At 71.0% G+C, this 17,548-nt stretch carries 16 protein-coding genes and 1 pseudogene; 8 read left to right on the plus strand and 9 right to left on the minus strand.

What is annotated here, in order from left to right; translation table 11 throughout:
* Positions 1 to 536 (minus strand): annotated as a pseudogene (locus tag ACN6LB_RS40325) (aminoglycoside phosphotransferase family protein); the annotation flags it as partial.
* A 447-nt stretch (positions 537 to 983) separates the two neighbouring features.
* Between ACN6LB_RS40325 and ACN6LB_RS40330 the strand changes: the two are divergent.
* The 4 genes from ACN6LB_RS40330 to ACN6LB_RS40345 all read left to right on the plus strand — a co-directional run bounded on the left by ACN6LB_RS40330 (position 984) and on the right by ACN6LB_RS40345 (position 4,486).
* On the plus strand, positions 984 to 1,985 hold the full coding sequence (locus ACN6LB_RS40330) for an MDR family NADP-dependent oxidoreductase (RefSeq protein ID WP_445030213.1): 1,002 nt from the start codon (positions 984 to 986) through the stop codon (positions 1,983 to 1,985).
* A gap of 15 nt (positions 1,986 to 2,000) precedes the next feature.
* Positions 2,001 to 2,396: a MerR family transcriptional regulator gene (locus ACN6LB_RS40335; protein WP_445030214.1), complete on the plus strand. Its 396-nt coding sequence runs from the start codon at positions 2,001 to 2,003 to the stop codon at positions 2,394 to 2,396.
* Positions 2,397 to 2,755: 359 nt separating this feature from the next.
* Complete coding sequence (locus ACN6LB_RS40340) at positions 2,756 to 3,979, plus strand: acyl-CoA dehydrogenase family protein (RefSeq protein ID WP_445030215.1); 1,224 nt, start codon at positions 2,756 to 2,758, stop codon at positions 3,977 to 3,979.
* Positions 3,980 to 4,027: 48 nt separating this feature from the next.
* Positions 4,028 to 4,486 (plus strand): RrF2 family transcriptional regulator, encoded by a 459-nt coding sequence (locus tag ACN6LB_RS40345; protein WP_356146516.1) that lies wholly within the window; start codon positions 4,028 to 4,030, stop codon positions 4,484 to 4,486.
* A 4-nt stretch (positions 4,487 to 4,490) separates the two neighbouring features.
* On the opposite strand, the gene ACN6LB_RS40350 is transcribed toward ACN6LB_RS40345, so the two are convergent.
* The 7 genes from ACN6LB_RS40350 to ACN6LB_RS40380 all read right to left on the minus strand — a co-directional run bounded on the left by ACN6LB_RS40350 (position 4,491) and on the right by ACN6LB_RS40380 (position 12,020).
* Positions 4,491 to 7,247: a fumarate reductase/succinate dehydrogenase flavoprotein subunit gene (locus ACN6LB_RS40350; RefSeq protein ID WP_445030216.1), complete on the minus strand. Its 2,757-nt coding sequence runs from the start codon at positions 7,245 to 7,247 to the stop codon at positions 4,491 to 4,493.
* Entirely contained in the window at positions 7,244 to 8,038 is a 795-nt protein-coding gene (locus ACN6LB_RS40355; RefSeq protein ID WP_445030217.1) for an ABC transporter ATP-binding protein, read from the minus strand. The genes ACN6LB_RS40350 and ACN6LB_RS40355 overlap by 4 nt, the downstream gene beginning before the upstream one ends.
* A complete protein-coding gene (locus ACN6LB_RS40360; RefSeq protein ID WP_445030218.1) occupies positions 8,022 to 8,948 on the minus strand; it encodes an ABC transporter permease in 927 nt (308 codons plus the stop codon). The genes ACN6LB_RS40355 and ACN6LB_RS40360 overlap by 17 nt, the downstream gene beginning before the upstream one ends.
* Entirely contained in the window at positions 8,945 to 10,288 is a 1,344-nt protein-coding gene (locus ACN6LB_RS40365) for an ABC transporter substrate-binding protein (protein WP_445030219.1), read from the minus strand. Before ACN6LB_RS40365 ends, ACN6LB_RS40360 begins: the two co-directional genes overlap by 4 nt.
* A gap of 16 nt (positions 10,289 to 10,304) precedes the next feature.
* Positions 10,305 to 10,532, minus strand: coding sequence for a 4Fe-4S dicluster domain-containing protein (locus ACN6LB_RS40370; RefSeq protein WP_355747586.1), 228 nt, complete (start codon positions 10,530 to 10,532; stop codon positions 10,305 to 10,307).
* Between the two features lie 33 nt (positions 10,533 to 10,565).
* The gene (locus ACN6LB_RS40375; RefSeq protein ID WP_445030220.1) at positions 10,566 to 11,354 is read right to left on the minus strand and encodes a GntR family transcriptional regulator; all 789 of its coding nucleotides are present in this window, start codon (positions 11,352 to 11,354) and stop codon (positions 10,566 to 10,568) included.
* A gap of 345 nt (positions 11,355 to 11,699) precedes the next feature.
* Positions 11,700 to 12,020, minus strand: a complete 321-nt coding sequence (locus ACN6LB_RS40380; RefSeq protein WP_445030226.1) for a hypothetical protein — start codon at positions 12,018 to 12,020, stop codon at positions 11,700 to 11,702.
* Positions 12,021 to 12,550: 530 nt separating this feature from the next.
* On the opposite strand from ACN6LB_RS40380, the gene ACN6LB_RS40385 reads away from it, so the two are divergent.
* A complete protein-coding gene (locus ACN6LB_RS40385; RefSeq protein ID WP_445030221.1) occupies positions 12,551 to 13,828 on the plus strand; it encodes an aminotransferase class V-fold PLP-dependent enzyme in 1,278 nt (425 codons plus the stop codon).
* A gap of 402 nt (positions 13,829 to 14,230) precedes the next feature.
* A complete protein-coding gene (locus ACN6LB_RS40390; RefSeq protein WP_445030222.1) occupies positions 14,231 to 15,223 on the plus strand; it encodes an Acg family FMN-binding oxidoreductase in 993 nt (330 codons plus the stop codon).
* 18 nt (positions 15,224 to 15,241) lie between these two features.
* Here ACN6LB_RS40390 and ACN6LB_RS40395 read toward each other — a convergent pair whose 3' ends face one another.
* Entirely contained in the window at positions 15,242 to 15,631 is a 390-nt protein-coding gene (locus ACN6LB_RS40395) for an STAS domain-containing protein (RefSeq protein ID WP_445030223.1), read from the minus strand.
* A gap of 248 nt (positions 15,632 to 15,879) precedes the next feature.
* Here ACN6LB_RS40395 and ACN6LB_RS40400 point away from each other — a divergent pair, with 248 nt between their 5' ends.
* Positions 15,880 to 16,725 carry a universal stress protein gene (locus ACN6LB_RS40400; RefSeq protein ID WP_445030224.1) on the plus strand — a complete coding sequence of 282 codons (846 nt, stop codon included), beginning with the start codon at positions 15,880 to 15,882 and terminating at the stop codon, positions 16,723 to 16,725.
* A gap of 142 nt (positions 16,726 to 16,867) precedes the next feature.
* A complete protein-coding gene (locus ACN6LB_RS40405) occupies positions 16,868 to 17,488 on the plus strand; it encodes a hypothetical protein (protein ID WP_445030225.1) in 621 nt (206 codons plus the stop codon).
* Positions 17,489 to 17,548 lie beyond the last annotated feature (60 nt).

Below are 17,548 nucleotides of genomic sequence, written 5' to 3' on the forward strand. Positions count from 1 at the left end.
CCCCCCCCCCCCCCCCCGCCGCGGTCGTCGATCGCTCGTCGCAGGGTTGCCAGCCTGCCGCTGAGGGAAACGCGGTCTGCGTCGGCGAGCTCCGGTGAGCGATCCGGGTCGGCGACAACTTCTTCCGCCTCCGTGATCCGGTCCATGAACCTCGGGCTCGGCACATCGACCTTGCGCATGCTGGCGTGCAGCTGCTCCAGCGCCTTGGCGTAGGCGACTGGTGAGGTGTGAGGTGTCACGGGCTCGTAGTAGGTCCACAGCGTCACTGCGAAGCCATCGCGCGTGTACACACGCGGGTCCACCCGAGGTTCCAAGGGACACACCGGGCATCCGACCTCGGCGAGCCGCTGAGCGAGCTCGACTTCGAACTGTGCAACCTCTTGTCCCACAGGGGCGACCCGGGAAAGGACGCCGCATGGCGTCAGCCGCAGTGCCAGCTTGTTCGAGTTGTGGAGAACGATCGCGCCGTCGGCCGGCAGGTCGAGCGATGTGGCGACCGAAGTCGCAGCCGCGATCGCACGCGTGACGTCGGTCATCTCCACCCTCGAATCTTGGCATGGATGAGCGAGGGCGGTGCCAACCAGCGTGGCCAGGTGCCAACTACCGTGGCTCGGCACATCAGGGCCTGGGGAAGGCGTGTGGCCGAAGCCGACTCTGCCGCTCAACTGGGCAAGTAGCACGCTCAGTCACACTCGTCTCGTCGAGCCCCCCTTGGAATCGATCATCTAGCCCCGCCCCGGTCTCCCCCCGGAGTCCCACCGTTCTGTCTCGCCCGGACGACCTGGCCGCCCTCGGGCGCGCCCAGCCAACGAGTCACGTCCAGCTCGTCCTGCTGACCGCCCTGCTCGCCGCGGAGTTCAAGTCCAGCGACGTCGCCCCGGAGCTCCTCACCGGCGAGCTGAATGGTCCGCACGACCTGCCGGCATCTTCTTCACCGCTGAGCCTTGCCCCTGACCCACGGGTCAAGGCTTAGCGTCCGGGCCATGAACGCGACTCATCGTCTTGTACGCCTGGTCCGCCGCCCCGCTGGATTGCCTACCCCGGACGACTTCACCCTGGCGCATGCGCCCATCCCGCGTCCTCAGGCCGGCCAGGTGCTCGTCCGTAACACCCACTTCCTCGTCTTCCCGGGCTTGCGCACCCTCATCGGAGGTGAGACACGCGATGTCCCGCTGCCGCCGCTGCACCCGGGCGACGCCCTGTTCGGCCCTGCGATCGGCGAGGTGGTCGACGGGCCGCTGAATAAGGGTCAACTGGTGCTGCACCTCCAGGGCTGGCGGGAGTACGCGACGCCCGCCGTCACCGAGTGCAGGCCGGCGGACGGCCATCTGCCCGACGCGGTGGACCATCTCGCCCAGGGCTCGGCGGCGTACGGCGCGCTGACCCGGCTGGCCGACGTCCACGAGGGCGACACCGTGTTCGTGACCGGTGCCGCCGGTGCTGTGGGCACCATGGCGGGCCAGATCGCCCGGCTGCTGGGCGCCGCCCGGGTGGTCGGCAGCACCGGATCACCGGACAAGGCCGAGCGACTGGAGCGGGAACTCGGCTACGACGCCATCGTGCTGCGCGGAGCCGCCCCGCTCGACGGGCAACTCGCGAAGGCGGCGCCGGAAGGTATCGATGTCGTCCTGGACACCGTGGGCGGCGAACAGCTGACGGCCGCCGTCCACGTGGCGAACCGGGGTGCCCGGTTCGCCCTGGTGGGCGCGTTGGACGGTCAGTTGTCCCCGGACCGAGCGGGTGGGAGCGCGCCGACTGTGCTCGACACCTACCGTTTGCTGACCAGGGGCGTCACGATCGCCGGCTACAGCGGTCTGGGCCACCCGGATGTCGAGCAGGAGTGGGAGGCCCGCTTCGGGGATTGGCTGCGGGCGGGCGACATCCGTTTCCCGTACACCCCGGTCCGTGGAATGGAGCGCGCCCCGGGGGCGTTGCCCCAGCTGATCGCCGGCCGCTCCTTCGGGGCGTCCATCGTGGAGTTGTAGAAGGGCGGGGCGGGCATGCGGATCGGCGAGGCAGCGGCTGCGGCCGGAACCACACCGCGCGCTCTGCGCCTGTATGAGGCCCGCGGCCTGATTCGGCCCCCGCCACGGACCTCGTCCGGCCAACGTGAGTACGGCTCCGCCGAGATAGCCCGTGTCCGCGTCATTCGCAGCCTTCTGGCCCTGGGTCTCACCCTGGAGGACCTCCGCCGCCGCACCCACCGCCTGGATCTCCTCGTCCAGGACCAGCCGTCGGCATCCTGCGCCCAGCGTCCCGACGAGTTCAGTGACGTGGTGGCCGATCGCCTGGCAACCCTGGACGCGGAGATCGCACGCCTCACCCGCCTGCGGCAGAGCCTCGCCGCAGCCGCAGGCGGGACGCCATGCGATCCGGACTCGCCGACGGGAGTCTGATCTGGGCGACAGGCGGACAGGGGCAAGTAGGCGGCCGTGGGGCGCCGATCGCATCGGGCCGGGGAAGGTCCTCGTACGACCGCCCGCCACTCGCAGAGCCGTCGCGAACTCGCCATCCGAGAGCGTGAATCAGCCGGAGCCAACCAATATCCCTAGGTTTCCTATCGAATTACTAGGGAACTGTTGACGGTGGTCAACGAGGGCAGTGAGGATGATGACGCCGACGCGTCACCGCGCACCGCCGCACACCCACGCCGCCTCGCCGGGCCCCGCGTCGCCCTCGGTCCCCTGAAGGAAGACGCCATGACCACAGCACTGAGGTGCAGCGACAGTCGCAGTCGCATGAAGAGGGTACGGATATGACGGTGACGGCGGACGGGGTCACCGACGCGGGAGCCGGGCAGGTCGACTGGTTGCACATAGCCCGCGAGATGGCGGACGACCTGGCCATTGACGCGGTCGAGCGCGAACAGGCCGGCAAAGCACCGCTCGACGAGGTCGCACGACTGCGGGAGTCGGGGCTGCTGACACTGTTGGCACCTTCCGTGCACGGCGGAGGGGGCGCGAACTGGCGCACGGCCTACGCGGCTGTCCGTACCGTCGCCGCGGCCGACGGTGCCATCGGCCACCTGCTGGGCAACCATTACTTCCTGTCCTTCAGCGCCCGGTTCTTCGCCGGGCCCACCCGAGCCGCCCGCATCGAGCGGGATTCGACAGCGGGGCAGTGGTGTTGGGGTGGCGGGATCGCCTCACACGAACCACCGCTCATCCTTACCCCCACGTCGGGCGGCTATCGACTGAACGGCTATCAGAGGTACGCCACCGGGGTCGGTATCGCCGACCGGCTGGTGGTCCGAGCCGCCAAGCACGGCACCGGTGAGCCGTTGGCCGTCCTCGTCGACCCCGCCCGCTCGGGCGTCGTGAGCGGCAGCGACGGGGACACCTTCGGGCAGCGGCTGGCGGCCGGGGGCGGCGTGGAGTTCGACTCCGCGCCGGTCGCGGCCGACAATGTGCTCGGCTCTCTCTCGCCGGACGAGGGCGTCCTGTCACCCTTCTCCTCTCTGGCCGCGCCGACCGCGCGTCTGGTCTCCGTCCAGTTCTGTCTTGGCGTGGCCGAGGGGCTGCTGGCCGAGGTCCGCGAGTGCGGAAGGGGCATGAGGTCCTCCTGGCAGCCCTTCTCGCCTCAGCCCTGGCCGGACAGCCCGCCGCAGGATCCGTACGCGCTGACCGCGTACGGCGAGCTCGCCGTCGCCGCACGCGCCGCGTCCGCCCTCGCCGAGCAGGCGGTGGATGCCCTGTTGCGCGGACTTGTACAGGGTGAGGATCTCGACTACGAGGAATGCGCGGAGATCGCCGTCCTCGCCAGCGTGGCCGAGTCCGCCGCCTCCCGGGCCGCACAGGAGATCACCACCCGCGCCCTGGAAGTCATCGGCGCCGATGCTGCCTCCACGCGGCACGGCTTCGACCGCTTCTGGCGCAACGCCCGGACACACACCCTGCGCGAGCCGGTCGCCCACAGACTGCGCGAGGTCGGGGACTACTTCCTCAACGGCGCACACCCGCCGTTCACCCTTCCTTCCTGACGGCGCAGCCCGTGACAGGTGGACACGGCAGTGATGGATAATCGGGGCATGCGGATCTCGGCGCGGGCGGACTATGCGGTGCGGGCGGCACTGGAGCTGGCCGCGGCAGGGGACGAGGCCTCGCTCAAGGCCGAGGCAATCGCCGCGGCGCAGGGTATCCCGCACAAGTTCCTGGAGGGCATCCTCGGCGATCTGCGCCGGGGCGGTCTCGTGGTCAGCCAGCGCGGCGGCAAGGGTGGCTACCGGCTCGCCCGTCCGGCCGACTCGATCGCCATCGCCGACGTGATCCGCGTGGCGGACGGCCCCCTCGTCTCGGTGCGAGGCGTGCGTCCGCCCGAGCTCTCCTACAGCGGTCCCGCGGAGTCGCTGCTGCCGCTCTGGATCGCCGTACGCGCCAATATCCGCAAGATCCTCGGCGAGGTCACCCTGGCCCACGTGGCCGCGGCCAAGCTGCCCGACGACGTCCTGAGCCTCGCGGAGGACCCCGAGGCCTGGACGAATCCCTGACCGGTCACAGCGCCCGCGCCGCGTAGGCCCTGACGTCCGCGTCCGAGTCCGTCGTCGCGGTGGCCAGGGCAACTCGGGCATCCTCGACGGCACGGTGCCGGGTCAGGGCCAGTACGGCTGCCTTGCGGACGTCGGCGTTCACATCGGTGAGGGCCTTGGCGAGGGCCGGCACGGCCGGCTCGGAGTCGGCGGCGGACAGAGCGGTGGCAGCGCCGGCCCGTACCTGCCAGGCCAGGTCGGTGAGGGCCGTCTCGGCGCGTGCGGCCAGGGCTATCGGGCAGCCCGTCGTGCCGAGAGCCTCGTAGGCGGCCCCACGCACCAGGGCGTCGGGATCGTCGACGAGTGCGGCGAGGGCAGAGCGCGCCGTGTCCGATGCTGTGCCCAGGGTGGCCAGCGCCTTGGCGATCGTGACGCGGACCTCGCGGGACGGTTCGACGGCCGCCGCGCGGGCCACCTCTGCGGCGGCGTCGACCGACACGAGCGCGCGCACGGCCGCGATGCGTACGGCGATGTCCGAGTCCGACAGGGAGTGCGCGAACAACTCGGCGTCACCCAGCCGCAGGGCACGCAGCACGTCCAGTGCGGCGGCGCGGACGGCGGGGTCGGCCTCGGACAGGGCGGCGGCGAGGCCGTCGCGCAGGGCCGGTTCCGGCGGGAGCGTCTCGACCAGTTCGCGCAGTGAGGCGGCCGCGGCGGCGCGGACGCCGGTGTCGGGGTCGGTGAGCGCCGCGGCCAGTGCGGGGCCGGTGCCCGGGGGCACGCTCTCCGTCAGGATCGTGACGGCCGTCCGGCGGACGCTGGGCTCGGGGTCCGTCAAGTAGGCGGCGAGCAGGGAGAGATCGGGCTCGTCCTCTGCGAGAGAGAGGAGTTCGAGCAGTCGGGGTGTGGCCGGCGCGTCCGCGTCGGCCCGGGGGTGGGCGGCTGTGTCGGCCGCGGTGGGTTCCTGCCGCAACGCCACCGGCGCCGCTTCCCGGGCCCCTGCTGTCGCCACGTGTTCAGGGTGGACCTCGCCGAGGTGCCGGGAGGGGCCGTCGGTCGGGGTGAAGCCGTCGACCGGGACCAGGTAGGGAGCCACCGGTCGCGCCGTGAACTCCATTGCGCCAGAGGCGGACTTGTACAGGTCGAGGTGGTGGAACCAGGAGGCGTCGTCACGATGCGGGTGGTCGAGGCGGTCGTGGTAAAGACCCCAGCGGGACTCGGTGCGGGCCAGCGATGCGCGTGCCGCCATCTCCGCGCAGTCGCGGATGAAGGTGACCTCGGCGCAGCGCATGAGTTCGTGCGGGGTGCGGGCGCCCATCGCGGCGATGTCCTCGCGCATCCGCTCGAAGGCCTCCAGAGCGAGGGAGAGACGGGCGCCGGACTTCGGCGGGGCGACGTAGTCGTTGACGAAGCGGCGCAGTTTGTACTCGACCTGGGGCTGCGGCGGGCCGTCCGGGTTTCCCAGCGGGCGGTAGATCAGCTCGTGCGCCTCGCGCAGCTGATCGGCTGGCAACTCCCCTTCGTACGCGGAGTACTGGGCCGCGTCCGCCCCCGCCAGGTCCCCGAACACGAACGCGCCGATCATGTAGTTGTGCGGCACACAGGCCAGGTCACCGGCGGCGTACAGCCGCGGCACGGTCGTACGGGCGCGGTCGTCGACCCGTACGCCCGAGGCCGAATGGCCGCCGCACAGGCCGATCTCGGAGATGTGCATCTCGATGTCGTGGGTGCGGTAGTCGTGACCGCGGCCGGAGTGGAAGGTGCCGCGCGTCGGGCGCTCGGTGGAGTGCAGGATCGACTCCAGCGCGGAGACCGACTCCTCGGGGAGGTGGCTGAGCTTCAGGTACACCGGGCCGCGGTCGCTCGCCACCTCCGCCGCGAACTCGGCCATCATCTGGCCGGACCAGTAGTCGGAGTCGACGAAGCGTTCGCCGTGCCGGTTGACCTGGTAGCCGCCGAAGGGGTTGGCGACGTAGGCGCAGGCGGGGCCGTTGTAGTCCTTGATCAGCGGGTTGATCTGGAAGCACTCGATGCCGGTGAGTTCGGCGCCTGCGTGGTAGGCCATGGCGTAGCCGTCACCCGCGTTGGTCGGGTTCTCGTATGTGCCGTACAGATAGCCGGAGGCGGGCAGGCCCAGGCGGCCGCATGCACCGGTCGCCAGGATCACCGCGCCCGCGCGGACCGTGACGAAGCCGCCCGTACGGGTGTTGAAGCCGACCGCTCCCACGGCCCGCCCCTCGGCCGTGAGTACGCGCACCGGCATCACCCGGTTCTCGATGCGGATCCGCTCCCGCATCTCGCGCCGCCGCAGCTGCCGGTACAGGACCTTCTTGACGTCCTTGCCCTCCGGCATGGGCAGCACGTAGGAGCCGGAGCGGTGGACCTGGCGGACCGCGTAGTCGCCGTGTTCGTCCTTCTCGAACTTCACGCCGTACGACTCCAGGCGCTGCACCATGGCGAAGCCGCGGGTGGCGGTCTGGCGGACGGTGGACTGGTCGACGATGCCGTCGTTGGCGCGGGTGATCTCGGCGACGTAGTCGTCGGGTTCGGCGCGGCCGGGGATGACGGCGTTGTTGACGCCGTCCATGCCCATGGCGAGTGCGCCGGAGTGGCGGACGTGGGCCTTCTCCAGCAGCAGGACGTGCGCGCCCTGCTCGGCGGCGGTCAGGGCGGCCATGGTGCCGGCGGTGCCGCCGCCGATGACGAGGACGTCGCAGCTGATCTCCTCGGCGTCGGCGAGGGCCGGGATCTGCAGGGGGGTGTCCACCAGTGTGCCTTTCAAGAACCGAGTGACGTGAGGACGTCGCGTCGCAGCGCGATGCGCGCCGGATCGTCATGGGCGGCGCGGTCGCGCGGGCGTGGCACCTCTCGTACGGCGACGAGTCGGCCGGAACCGAGCAGGGCCACGCGGTCGCCGAGGAACAGGGCCTCTTCCATGTCGTGGGTGACGAAGACGACGGTCGCGCCCGTGCCGTGCAGCACCTCCACCAGCAGGTCCTGCATGCCGGCACGGGTCTGGGCGTCGAGGGCGCCGAAGGGTTCGTCCATGAGGACGGCGTGTGGGCGTGCGGCAAGGGCGCGTGCCAGCTGGGCGCGCTGACGTTGCCCACCGGACACGCGGTGCGGCAACTGCCGGGCCTGCTCGGCCAGGCCGACCCGGGCCAGCCACGCGTCCGCCTGTGTGCGGCGTTCCGCTCGTGACAACCCGCGTATGGCCAGCGGGAGTTCCACGTTGGCGCGCAGGGTGCGCCAGGGGAGGAGAGCGTCTTCCTGGAAGATCAGGGCGCGTTCCGCGGTGGGGCCGGTCAGGGGGTGCCCGTCCTGGCTGATCTCTCCGGCGAGCGGGGGCAGCAGGCCCGCCAGGGTGCGCAGCAGGGTCGACTTGCCGCAGCCGGAGGGACCGACGACGGTGAGGATCTCGCCCGGCGCGATGTCCAGGTCGACCCCATCCAGGACGGGGGCATCGTGGCGGCCGAGCGTGGTGGCGCGAAGGGTGAGCCGGGTGCCGCGTACGGGGGACGGCGCCTTGTCCAGCGTGCCGAGGTCGGGCTTGGTGTCAGACGAGGTGCTCATCGCGTGCCTCCTCGGCGTCGGAGGGCTGGTCGGTGCGTGCGGCGGTGGGGGCCGGCCGGGCGGGCGTGCGTGGTGGCGCCGGCCGGGCGCCGGGGACGTACGACGTCCGCGGCAGCCACCGGGTCAGGCGTCGGCCCAGGAGTTCCACCGCGGTGGAGGTGAGCCAGCCGAGGATGCCGATGGTGACCATGCCGACGAAGACGCCGGGATAGTAGACGATCGTGTAGTCCTGCCAGGTGCGGTAGCCGACGCCGTACTGGCCGGAGATCATCTCGGCGGAGATCACACAGATCCACGAGACACCGATCCCGACCGACAGACCGCTGAAGATGCCCGGCAGTGCGCCCGGCAGGACGACCGAGCCGAGAATCCGCCACCGGCCGCCGCCCATCGTGAGCACGGCCTCCTCCCACACGGGGGTCAGCGCGCGGACGGCGTGCCGGGTGGAGACCAGGACCGGGAAGAAGGCGGCGGTGAAGGTGATGAAGACGATGCCCTGTTCGTTGGAGGGAAACAGGAGGATCGCGACGGGGACCAGGGCGATCGCCGGGATCGGGCGGACCACTTCCAGCAGCGGACCCAGCAGGTCCTCGGCGAGACGGGAGCGGGCCACGAGCACGCCCACCGCTACGCCCAGCACCGCGGCGAGCAGGAAGCCGGTGAGGATGCGGGTGAGGCTGTCGGTGAGGTCGGTCCAGTAGTCGGCCCCGGTGAGGCGGTCGGCGAAGGCGTGGGCGACGTCGGTGACCGTGGGGAACTGCGAGAAGCGCAGCCACAGGTCGATGTCCAGGCTGGTCAGGATCTGCCAGAGGCCGAGGGCGGCCGCGACGGCGGCCACCCGCAGCGCGTACCGGCCGATCGGCGGGAGTGGCCGTCGGTAGCGGCTCGCTCGCGGTGCGGGCCTGCTCATGCGGCACGCTCCAGGGCTTTGGCATAGGTGATGACGCGGGCGCCGCCGTGCGCGGAGACGTACGCCTGCGCAGTCGCCGGGGCGACGAACGGCAGGAGCGTTTCGCCGTCGGCCACCCACACCGCCTTGTCGGCGAACCACAGAGTGCCGGTGGTGGCGTCGGGTACGTAGGCGGCGCGGATGCCGTCGCGGTGGGCGGCCACATAACTCAGGAGCTCAGCCGGGGACTTGAACGCCTTGGTCTTCTCGGCGCCCTTGGGCCATACCTCGCCCGCGGCCGTCGGGGGAGTGGCGGCGAGCTGCTTCGCGTACGACGCCCCGAGGGCCTTCTTCACGTACTGGTCGTCGACGAAGGAGTCCACGTCCACATCGCCGGTCAGCTTCGCCTCCTTCAGGACCGACACGTCCTGCTTGAGCGCGGAGACGAGCTGCGGCTTGACGGCCGGGTCGAAGGTGGAGATGCCGTGGGCGCCGTTGTAGAGGTACACGACCTCGGCGGGCAGGCCGGTGGCCTTCGCGACCTTCTCGGCGGCGCTCACGGGACGGGTGTTGAGATAGTCGGTGGCCTGTGCCTGGGCCTTCAGGAAGGTCTCCAGCACGGCGGGCCTCTTCTTCGCGAAGTCCTCGAGGGCGGTGACACCGTGAAACGTGGGCAGGTTCAGTTCGGCGCCGTCGTACAGAGCCTTCGCCTTGCCCTGGTAGGCGAGCAGACCTGGCCAGGCGACGAACTGCGAGAGCGCGTCCGTGCTGCCGGCGGCCAGTGCCGACGCGCCTACGGCGGGCTGCTGGTTGAGCTTCTCGATGCCGTCGTTCGGGTCGATGCCGGCGTGCTGCAGGGCCCGTACGAGTGTGCCGTCGGCGGCGGAGCCGACGCTCGTCGAGACCTTCTTGCCCTTCAGGTCCTTCAGGGAGGTGAGTGTGGAGCCGGGGGCGGTGACGATGGTGTTGAGACCGCCACGGAGGTTGTAGCCGGTGACGGAGACCAGGTGGGTGGGGCGGTTCAGCTGCTTGCCCCTGGTCGCGTTGATGAGCAGCGGGAAGTCGCCCATCGAGCCGATGTCGATCTTCCCGGCGGTCATCTGGGCGGTGATGGGGGCGCCGGTGGCGTAGTCCTGCCAGTCGACCTTGTACGTGTGGCCGTCGTGCAGGGCGTTGAGGTCCTTCTCGAAGTAGCCGAGGGAGCGCAGAAGGGTGCCCGCGGTGACCGTGTTGATGGTCTTGGACTGGTAGCCGACGGTGATGGTGACGTTCTTGCCGTCACCCGCCTCGGCGCTGCCGCCACAGGCGGTCAGCGACAGCAGGAGAAGGGCAGCCGGTACGGCAAGTGCGGTGTGTTTCACGGGAGTTCGGGACCTCTCACCGGAGCAGATAGGGCATGTTGACTGTCACGGCTCCGGTGGGACAGCGGGCCGCGCACGGGCCGCAGTACCAGCACTCGTCGACGTGCATGTACGCCTTGCCGCTGCTGTTGTCGATGGCGAGGGAGTCCAGCGGGCACATGTCCACGCAGAGGGTGCAGCCGTCGATGCACTTGGACTCGTCGATGGTCACGGGCACGTCGGCCCGCTGGGGTGCCAAGGGCATAGCTGTCTCCAGGAATGTGCGCGAGCGGGGTGTTTACAGGGACCGGTGCAGCAGACCGCTCATCGCGATGCGGTCGCCGCGGAAGCGGATGAACTCCAGGTCGACGGGCCGGCCGTCGGCGAGGTAGGTGAGTCGTTCCAGCATCAGGACGGCCGCGCCGTGCGGTGCCTGCAACACGGCGGCGGAATGGGCGTCCGCGTTCACCGCCTCCAGGCTGATCTCGGCGTGGCCGAGAGCCTGGCCCGTGAGGGACTCCAGGAGCCGGAAGATGTCGGTGTTCTCCAGGTCCTCCCCGAGCAGGGCGGTGCCGATGTCGAGGGGGATGTACGTCAGGTCGAGGGACAGGGGCAGGCCGTTCAGCCGGCGCAGACGTTCGATGTAGAGGACGTCGGTGCCGGGTGGGAGGTGCAGGCGGTCGGCTACCGGGGACGGGGCGGGGACGGCGCCCACGGTGCGCACCTCGTTGCTGACATGGCCGTGTTCGCGCAGGGTTTCCGCGAGGCCCATCAGGCGGTCGAGTCCGTGCGGGTACTTCTGGGCCACGACGACCGTGCCGACGCCGGGGAGGCGTTCGACCAGGCCCTCGGCACGCAGGAGGTCGAGGGCCTGGCGAACGGTGTTGCGGGACGCGCTGTAGTCCGTGGCGAGGATCGTCTCGTGAGGAAGCGCGCCGTCCGGGAACCCCCCGGCCAGGAGCTGGTGGCGGAGCAGGTCGGCGAGCTGGCGTGCCCGGTCCGCACGCAGCCTCCGCCGCGCACGGTGGGCTGCGACGGTGGTCGCGCCCTGGCCGGCGTGGTCGCGGATGCGGTCGGTGGCTGACATGTTTCGGACCATACCTATCCGGTAGGGAAAGAGGTGTTGCCGGAGTGTTGCGCCACCTGACACATGACCAGATATCCACTTGACCTGGGGTTTCGTCGGACGGGCGGGAAGATCTGCCAGCGCCGGGGTCTACGGCCGCAGACAACCGACGAGGCGCTCAGTGCGAGAGTCCGCAACGCTGATTCCCCCACGTGCCCGAGCGCGGGCAGGGCCCGCCTCCTCCGCACACGACAGCACCGGCTCCGCTGTGAGGCGATGACGCTTCTGCGGGCCGGTGCGGTGATCAGTGGGCCGAGGCCGCGCTTGCGCTCCTGTGTTGCTTCGGTGTGGGTGCGGCGTTGTGTCCTACGGGGTGGCGGGGCTGTCGAGGAGGCGATGCAGTACGGCGGCTTCGGCGCGGAGCTGCGCGGCTCGATGAGCGTGCGCGGGCGCGGTCAACTGTGCTGCGGCCTCCAGCCGTTCGGCGGCCTCGGCGCGCACGATGTCCACCACCCTGCGCTCACTCAGCTCATGTCGCGCTGCTTCGGTGGCGCCGACACCAACCGGTGACTGCTCAAGGGCCAGGTTGTGCGGCTCGGTTTCGTCCAGGGGCACCGCCTCGGCGTTGTCCAGCGCAGCGAGCGTTGTGCGCAGGGCGCTCACTGCGGCTTTGTCACGGGCACGCATCGCTTCCGGCAGCGCTTGACGCATACGAAGACGTATTGACATGCCGGTGACCCTATGGCGGCGCCCCAGGGCCCACAAAGCGATATCCCGCGCGAAGTCGGACCGGAGCACCGGGTCGCGCTGTTCGTCGCTCCTTCGGGTCCGGAGGTGTGGTGACTGGCGCGGTCTGGCAAGACTTTGCCTGGGTACGGGTTGGTGGGTTGGGGGTTGGTGTGGGGGCGCTGGAGTGCGCCTGGGGTATGGCTGGGGTTTGGTGGTGTCGTTTGGCATCTGAGGGCGTTTTGCGTGATTTGTCAAGATTGGCGCGGGCTGGTTGCTTGAGTGCGGGTGGAGTGCGCGTTGCCAACTCCCTGCCCTGGTAGGCAATCTATTGCCATCAGGTTGGCAATGGCTGGCACAGGTTCTGGATGTGGTGGGAGGTCCTGGAGATGGGCGTGGTGACGGTATTGGGGCGGGGGACGGTGGCCGGGCGTGGCTCCGGGACGGCAACAGAGACTGCGGCAGCGGGTGCGGTGACGTCGGCTGCGGGGGTGTTCTTGAATGTGGCGGAGCGGGGCCGGATGCCGGCGGGGGTGCGGGCGTTGGTTGCTGAGGTGATGCGGCGCGAGGAGTACGAGGGGCCGCACGAGGTGGCGGAGGAGTTTGAGGAGGCTGCGGGCGCCGAGGTGTATGGCCGCTTGGGTGGGTTGGTGGGGATGCCGGCTGACGGGCTGGTGCTGGTGGCGGATGCCGATGCGGCGTTCGCCACGCTGGTGGGCCGGTTGGGGTTGGGGCGGGGGGATCGGGTGTGGACCACCCCGTTTGAGAGTGTGGGCCGGCTGAGTGTGTTGACGGCGGCGTGTGCGCGTAGCCGGGCGCGGCTGGAGACGGTGCCGTTGCGTGCGGATGGTGACCTGGATCTGGAGTGGATGGCGGCGCGTCTTGACGAGGACGTGGCGTTGGTGTCGGTGGCGCATGTCCCGATGGGTTGCGGGATCGTGCAGCCGGTCGAGGCGGTCGGGCTGCTGCTGGCGGGGCATCGGTGCCTGTACGCGGTGGACGGCGCGCAGTCGGTGGGTCAGCTGCCGGTGGACGGCCGCGCTATGGGGTTCGACGTGCTGACGGGGGATGGCTGGCGGTTCCTTCGGGGCCCGCTGGGAGTGGGCTTTGCCGCTCTGAGCCCCCGGGCCCGCGCCCTGCTCGCCACTCCCGCGCCTGCGTCCGCCATGGGTGGTTGGGCTGCCTCGACTGGGGTGAGCGGTGGCGTGGGGTCGGCGGGTGTGCTGGGGCCGGAGCCGCAGCTGGCCGCGGTGGTGGGGCTGAACGCCGCGCTCACTGACCAGGACGGCATCGGTGCGGTCGATGGCGCTGGGTTGTGGCCGCTGTTGCGGGCGGCTGTTGGGCAGGTGCCGGGGGTGGAACTGATCGCGCCGGGCCGGGTGCAGTGCGGGATCGTCACCTTCCATCATCCGCGGCTGCCCGCCGCGCTGATCCGCCGTGAGCTGGCCGCCCGGGGGGTTGCGGCGTGGAAGACCGTCGCCCAGCAGATGCCGCTGTATCTGCCCCAGCGGGGCGTCACCACCGCGGTGCGTGCCTCGGTCGATGCCGACCACACCCCCCACGACCTCGCCCGCCTCACGCAGGCCCTCGAAGACGTCATCCGCACGGCCACCCCCCGCACCGCCCCGCCCGCCCGGACCCCCGCCCTGGCCGCGGCAGCCCCTGCCATGGCGGGCCCGGCGGGTGCGGCCAGCGACCTCCCCGCCGCCACCCGCCCGGCCGCCGGACGCCGTCACCTGACCCTGCTCCCCAGCCTCACCTCCGCCTGACCCCCCCCACCACACCAGGCCAGCACCTCCGCGCCGCCGCCCAGGTCAGCCCTCGCAGTCCGGCTCCGCCGCGACCGGTGGACTTCCCGCCCGAGCGCGATTCCGCGCCTGAGGCCAGGATCGGGGCCGCACCCGCATCCGAGCCGGAGACCGGGGCGCAGCCCGTGCCGTGGCCGTGGCCGGTGACCTTCCGCCACCGCCACTTGGACCAGCTCCCAGCCTCACCCCCGCCCCCACGGCCCTTGCCCTTGTGGGCCCGGCCCGGCTGTCGCCTCGACGGCCGACGGTGGACTGACCGGCCGGCGGGGAGGGGCCATCGGCCTCTCACGTGATGACCGCCCGTCCTCGCACCCTCGAAGGACTACAGCACCTGTTCCGAAACCTGTGCGGGAGGAGGGCACCATGCGATCCGCGCCTCTCGACGCCGAGACCCTGGAAGCCTGCATCGCGGCGGCCGTGGCCGCACCCTCGTTCTTCAACACCCAGCCGTGGCGCTTCAGGCTCGACCCCGACACCGTCGCCTTCGATGTGCGCGCGGCCCCGGAGCGAAGCCTGCGCCATGCCGACCCCGCCGCCCGTGCCCTCCACCTCTCGGTGGGTGCCTCAGTCTTCAACCTGCGCGTGGCGGTGTCGCACTTCGGCTGGTCACCGGTCGTACGCCTGCTGCCGAGCCCCGAAGATCCCGGACTGCTCGCCGTCGTCCGGCCTACGGGATCACGGCACCGCCACACCACGGAGCATCGCGCCGACCTCTACCCGGCGGTCTGGCGCAGGCACAGCAGCCGCTTCCCGTTCACGGGCAAGCCGCTGTCGGCGCAGGCACGCGCCGAACTCGCCGAGGCGGCCCACGCGGAAGGCGCCTCACTGGCCTTCCCCGAGGCGGCTGAGACGGAACGCCTGCTGCGCGTGACTGCGGTGGCCGAGCATCGCAACCGCTTCGACGCCGACCGTGGTACGGAGAGCCGCCGCTGGGTGCACAGGGGCGTGACCGACGCCGGCCTCCCACGGACGGCACTCGGCCCGCAGGACGCGCGCGAACGCATCCCCATGCGGGACTTCACCGCCGAGCGGCACCCCGAGCGGCTGTCGGCCCGGGACTTCGAGACCGCCCCGGTCATCGCCCTGCTCAGGACCGAACACGACCGTCGTACCGACTGGCTGCGCGCGGGCGAGGCCCTCGAACACGTCCTGCTGGTCGCCACGGTCCTCGGATTGCGGGCGTCCCTGCTGCACCAGCCGATGGAATGGACCGACCTGCGTCGCTCCCTGAGCCCGGATCCCGAGCACACCGGACACGCGCAGATCCTGATCCGCCTGGGCTACGGCCCGGAGGGCCCCGCAACCCCGCGGCGCGCCCGCCACATGGTGTTCGGCGCAGGAGTGCCGAACCGCTGACCCGCTCAGCGGCTTCGGTCAGCCCGTGACAGCGGCGATGTCCCCGGGAGGAACCGCGGCGAGCGCGGCCGACAGGTCGGGGTGGATCTCGAAGGCGCCGGTCAGCCGGGTATCGCGCAGGATGCGCAGGACGCAGGTGCTGTCGGTGACCAGCCGCAGCCGGCCGTGCCGGGCCAGTGTCCGGGTCCTCGTCCGGCACAGCAGACGAAGTCCGCTGCAGTCGATGAAGGAGATGGCACTCAGGTCCAGCACCAGGTCGGGGCACGGCCCGGCGGACAGCGTGTCGAGGAGTTCCGCGAGCGACGGTGTCGTGAGGATGTCGATCTCGCCGTGCGCTTCCACCACGGTGGCGTCGCCGGCGGCTCGTTCCGCGTGGCAAGCTCTGGGCCTGGTGTGGTTATCGGCCATACATAGAGAAAAGCCGTATATCAGGCCCGAGGGAAGGGCCGGTCGGCCCTATGGAACCGAAAGGGGGGACAAGGGCGGCTCTCCGACCGGGACGCGACCGAAGCCCTCTGCCTGTCTGGGCGACCGCACGCCGACGGATTCATCAGCCGCGGAGGGTGATCCACCACTCATCAGAGGGTGCACGAAGGACGCCCGTGGGCCGCTTCATCCGTACACGTCAGGCATGGAGCACAGAAGGGAACAGACACATGACTTTCCAGCACGTGGTCGCCGGGTGGGACGGCTCGCTGGTCGCCGTACGTGCGCTTGACTGGGCGGCCGAAGAGGCGGTGCGCCGCGGCGCAGCCCTGCGCATCGTCTACGCCGCTCCCGGGCGGGACGAGGCCGCGCCGATACTCGCTTCGGCCGCCTCACGGGTTCGTGAGCACCATCCCGACCTGCCGGTCGAGACCGTGTCGGCCGAGGGCGGGGCGGCCGCGGCGCTGGTGCGGGAGAGTGACGGGGCAGTGGTGACGGTGGTGGGCAGCCGCGGGCTCGGTGGGGTGGCCGGATTGCTGTTCGGCTCGGTGAGCCTGCGCCTGGCGGCGCACCTCCGCAGCCCGCTGCTGGTGGTGCGCGGAGACCATCGGTGCGACGAGGGCCGCGCGGTGGTGCTGGGGCTGGGGAGTGACGCCGACGCGGACGCGGCGGCCTATGCCTTCCAGGAAGCGGAGCGGCGCGGTGCCCGGCTGCGCGTCGTGCACTCGTGGTCCCAACGACACGTCGCGCCCGAACTGCCGTCGCTGGTTCCCGCAACGAGCCCCGGACAGCGGGAACTTGCCATGCGTGACGCCTCCGAAGCGGCGGTACCTCGGTACACCATGGCCCAGTTGAGCGAGCGGCACCCCGAAGTGGGCGTCGAGACGTCCACAGTTCGTACCCGGCCTGCGCATGCGTTGCTGGAGGCCACCCACGAGGCCGGCATCGTCGTCATCGGCAACCACCATCGGCCTGACCTGCTCCGTCCGCGCCTGGGACCGGTCGCTCACACCTTGCTGCACCGATCGCACTGCCCCGTGCTCCTCGTGCCGACCGGATGGCCCGGAGGAAGCTGAACAGGCCTGCGCAGAAGGGACGTTCGGCCCTGCCGTGCAGGCCTCGCAGCCCCTGCGAGCCCGGTGGGCGAAGCGGGACATTAAAAACGCAACGAGCATCCATAACCCTGCGTCGCGTCACCCCTCGAAAGGGATGAACATCATGGCAGTTCACGAACAGCCCCACCGGCACGTGCGGTTCCCCATGCTGTCCGTGCGCAAGGCCGGGACGGCCGAGCGGACCGCCGGCGAGACCCTCACCCTGACGGCGACCAGCACACACCTCCTCGCCGGCCTCCGCATCCTGACCGGGTTCGTCTTCCTGTGGGCCTTCCTCGACAAGACCTTCGGAATCGGCTACGCCACCGCCTCGGGCAAGGGCTGGATCGACGGCGGCTCGCCCACCAAGGGCTTCCTCAGCTCGGTCGCCGCCGGGCCGATGGAGTCCACCTTCCACGACTGGGCCGGGGCCGGCTGGGCGGACTGGCTGTTCATGCTCGGACTGCTCGGCATCGGGGTCGCGCTGATCGCGGGCATCGGTCTGCGTATCGCGGCCGTGGCCGGCACCGCGATGATGGCGCTGATGTGGGTGGCCGAGTGGCCGCCCGCCAAGCACCTGTCCGACGGGTCGCCGAGCATGTCGACCAACCCGTTCGCCGACTACCACCTCGTCTACGCCATTGCCATCATCGCCCTCGCGGCGGCCGGAGCGGGCGCCACCTGGGGCCTGGGCAAGGCCTGGGCGCGGCTGCCCTTCGTCAGTCGCAACCGCTGGCTGCTCTGACCGGCCTGACCGCCCCGTGCCGGGGCACCGCCGCAGCGATGCAGCGGTGCCCCGGCTTTC

This window comes from Streptomyces sp. SAS_270 (assembly GCF_052543295.1).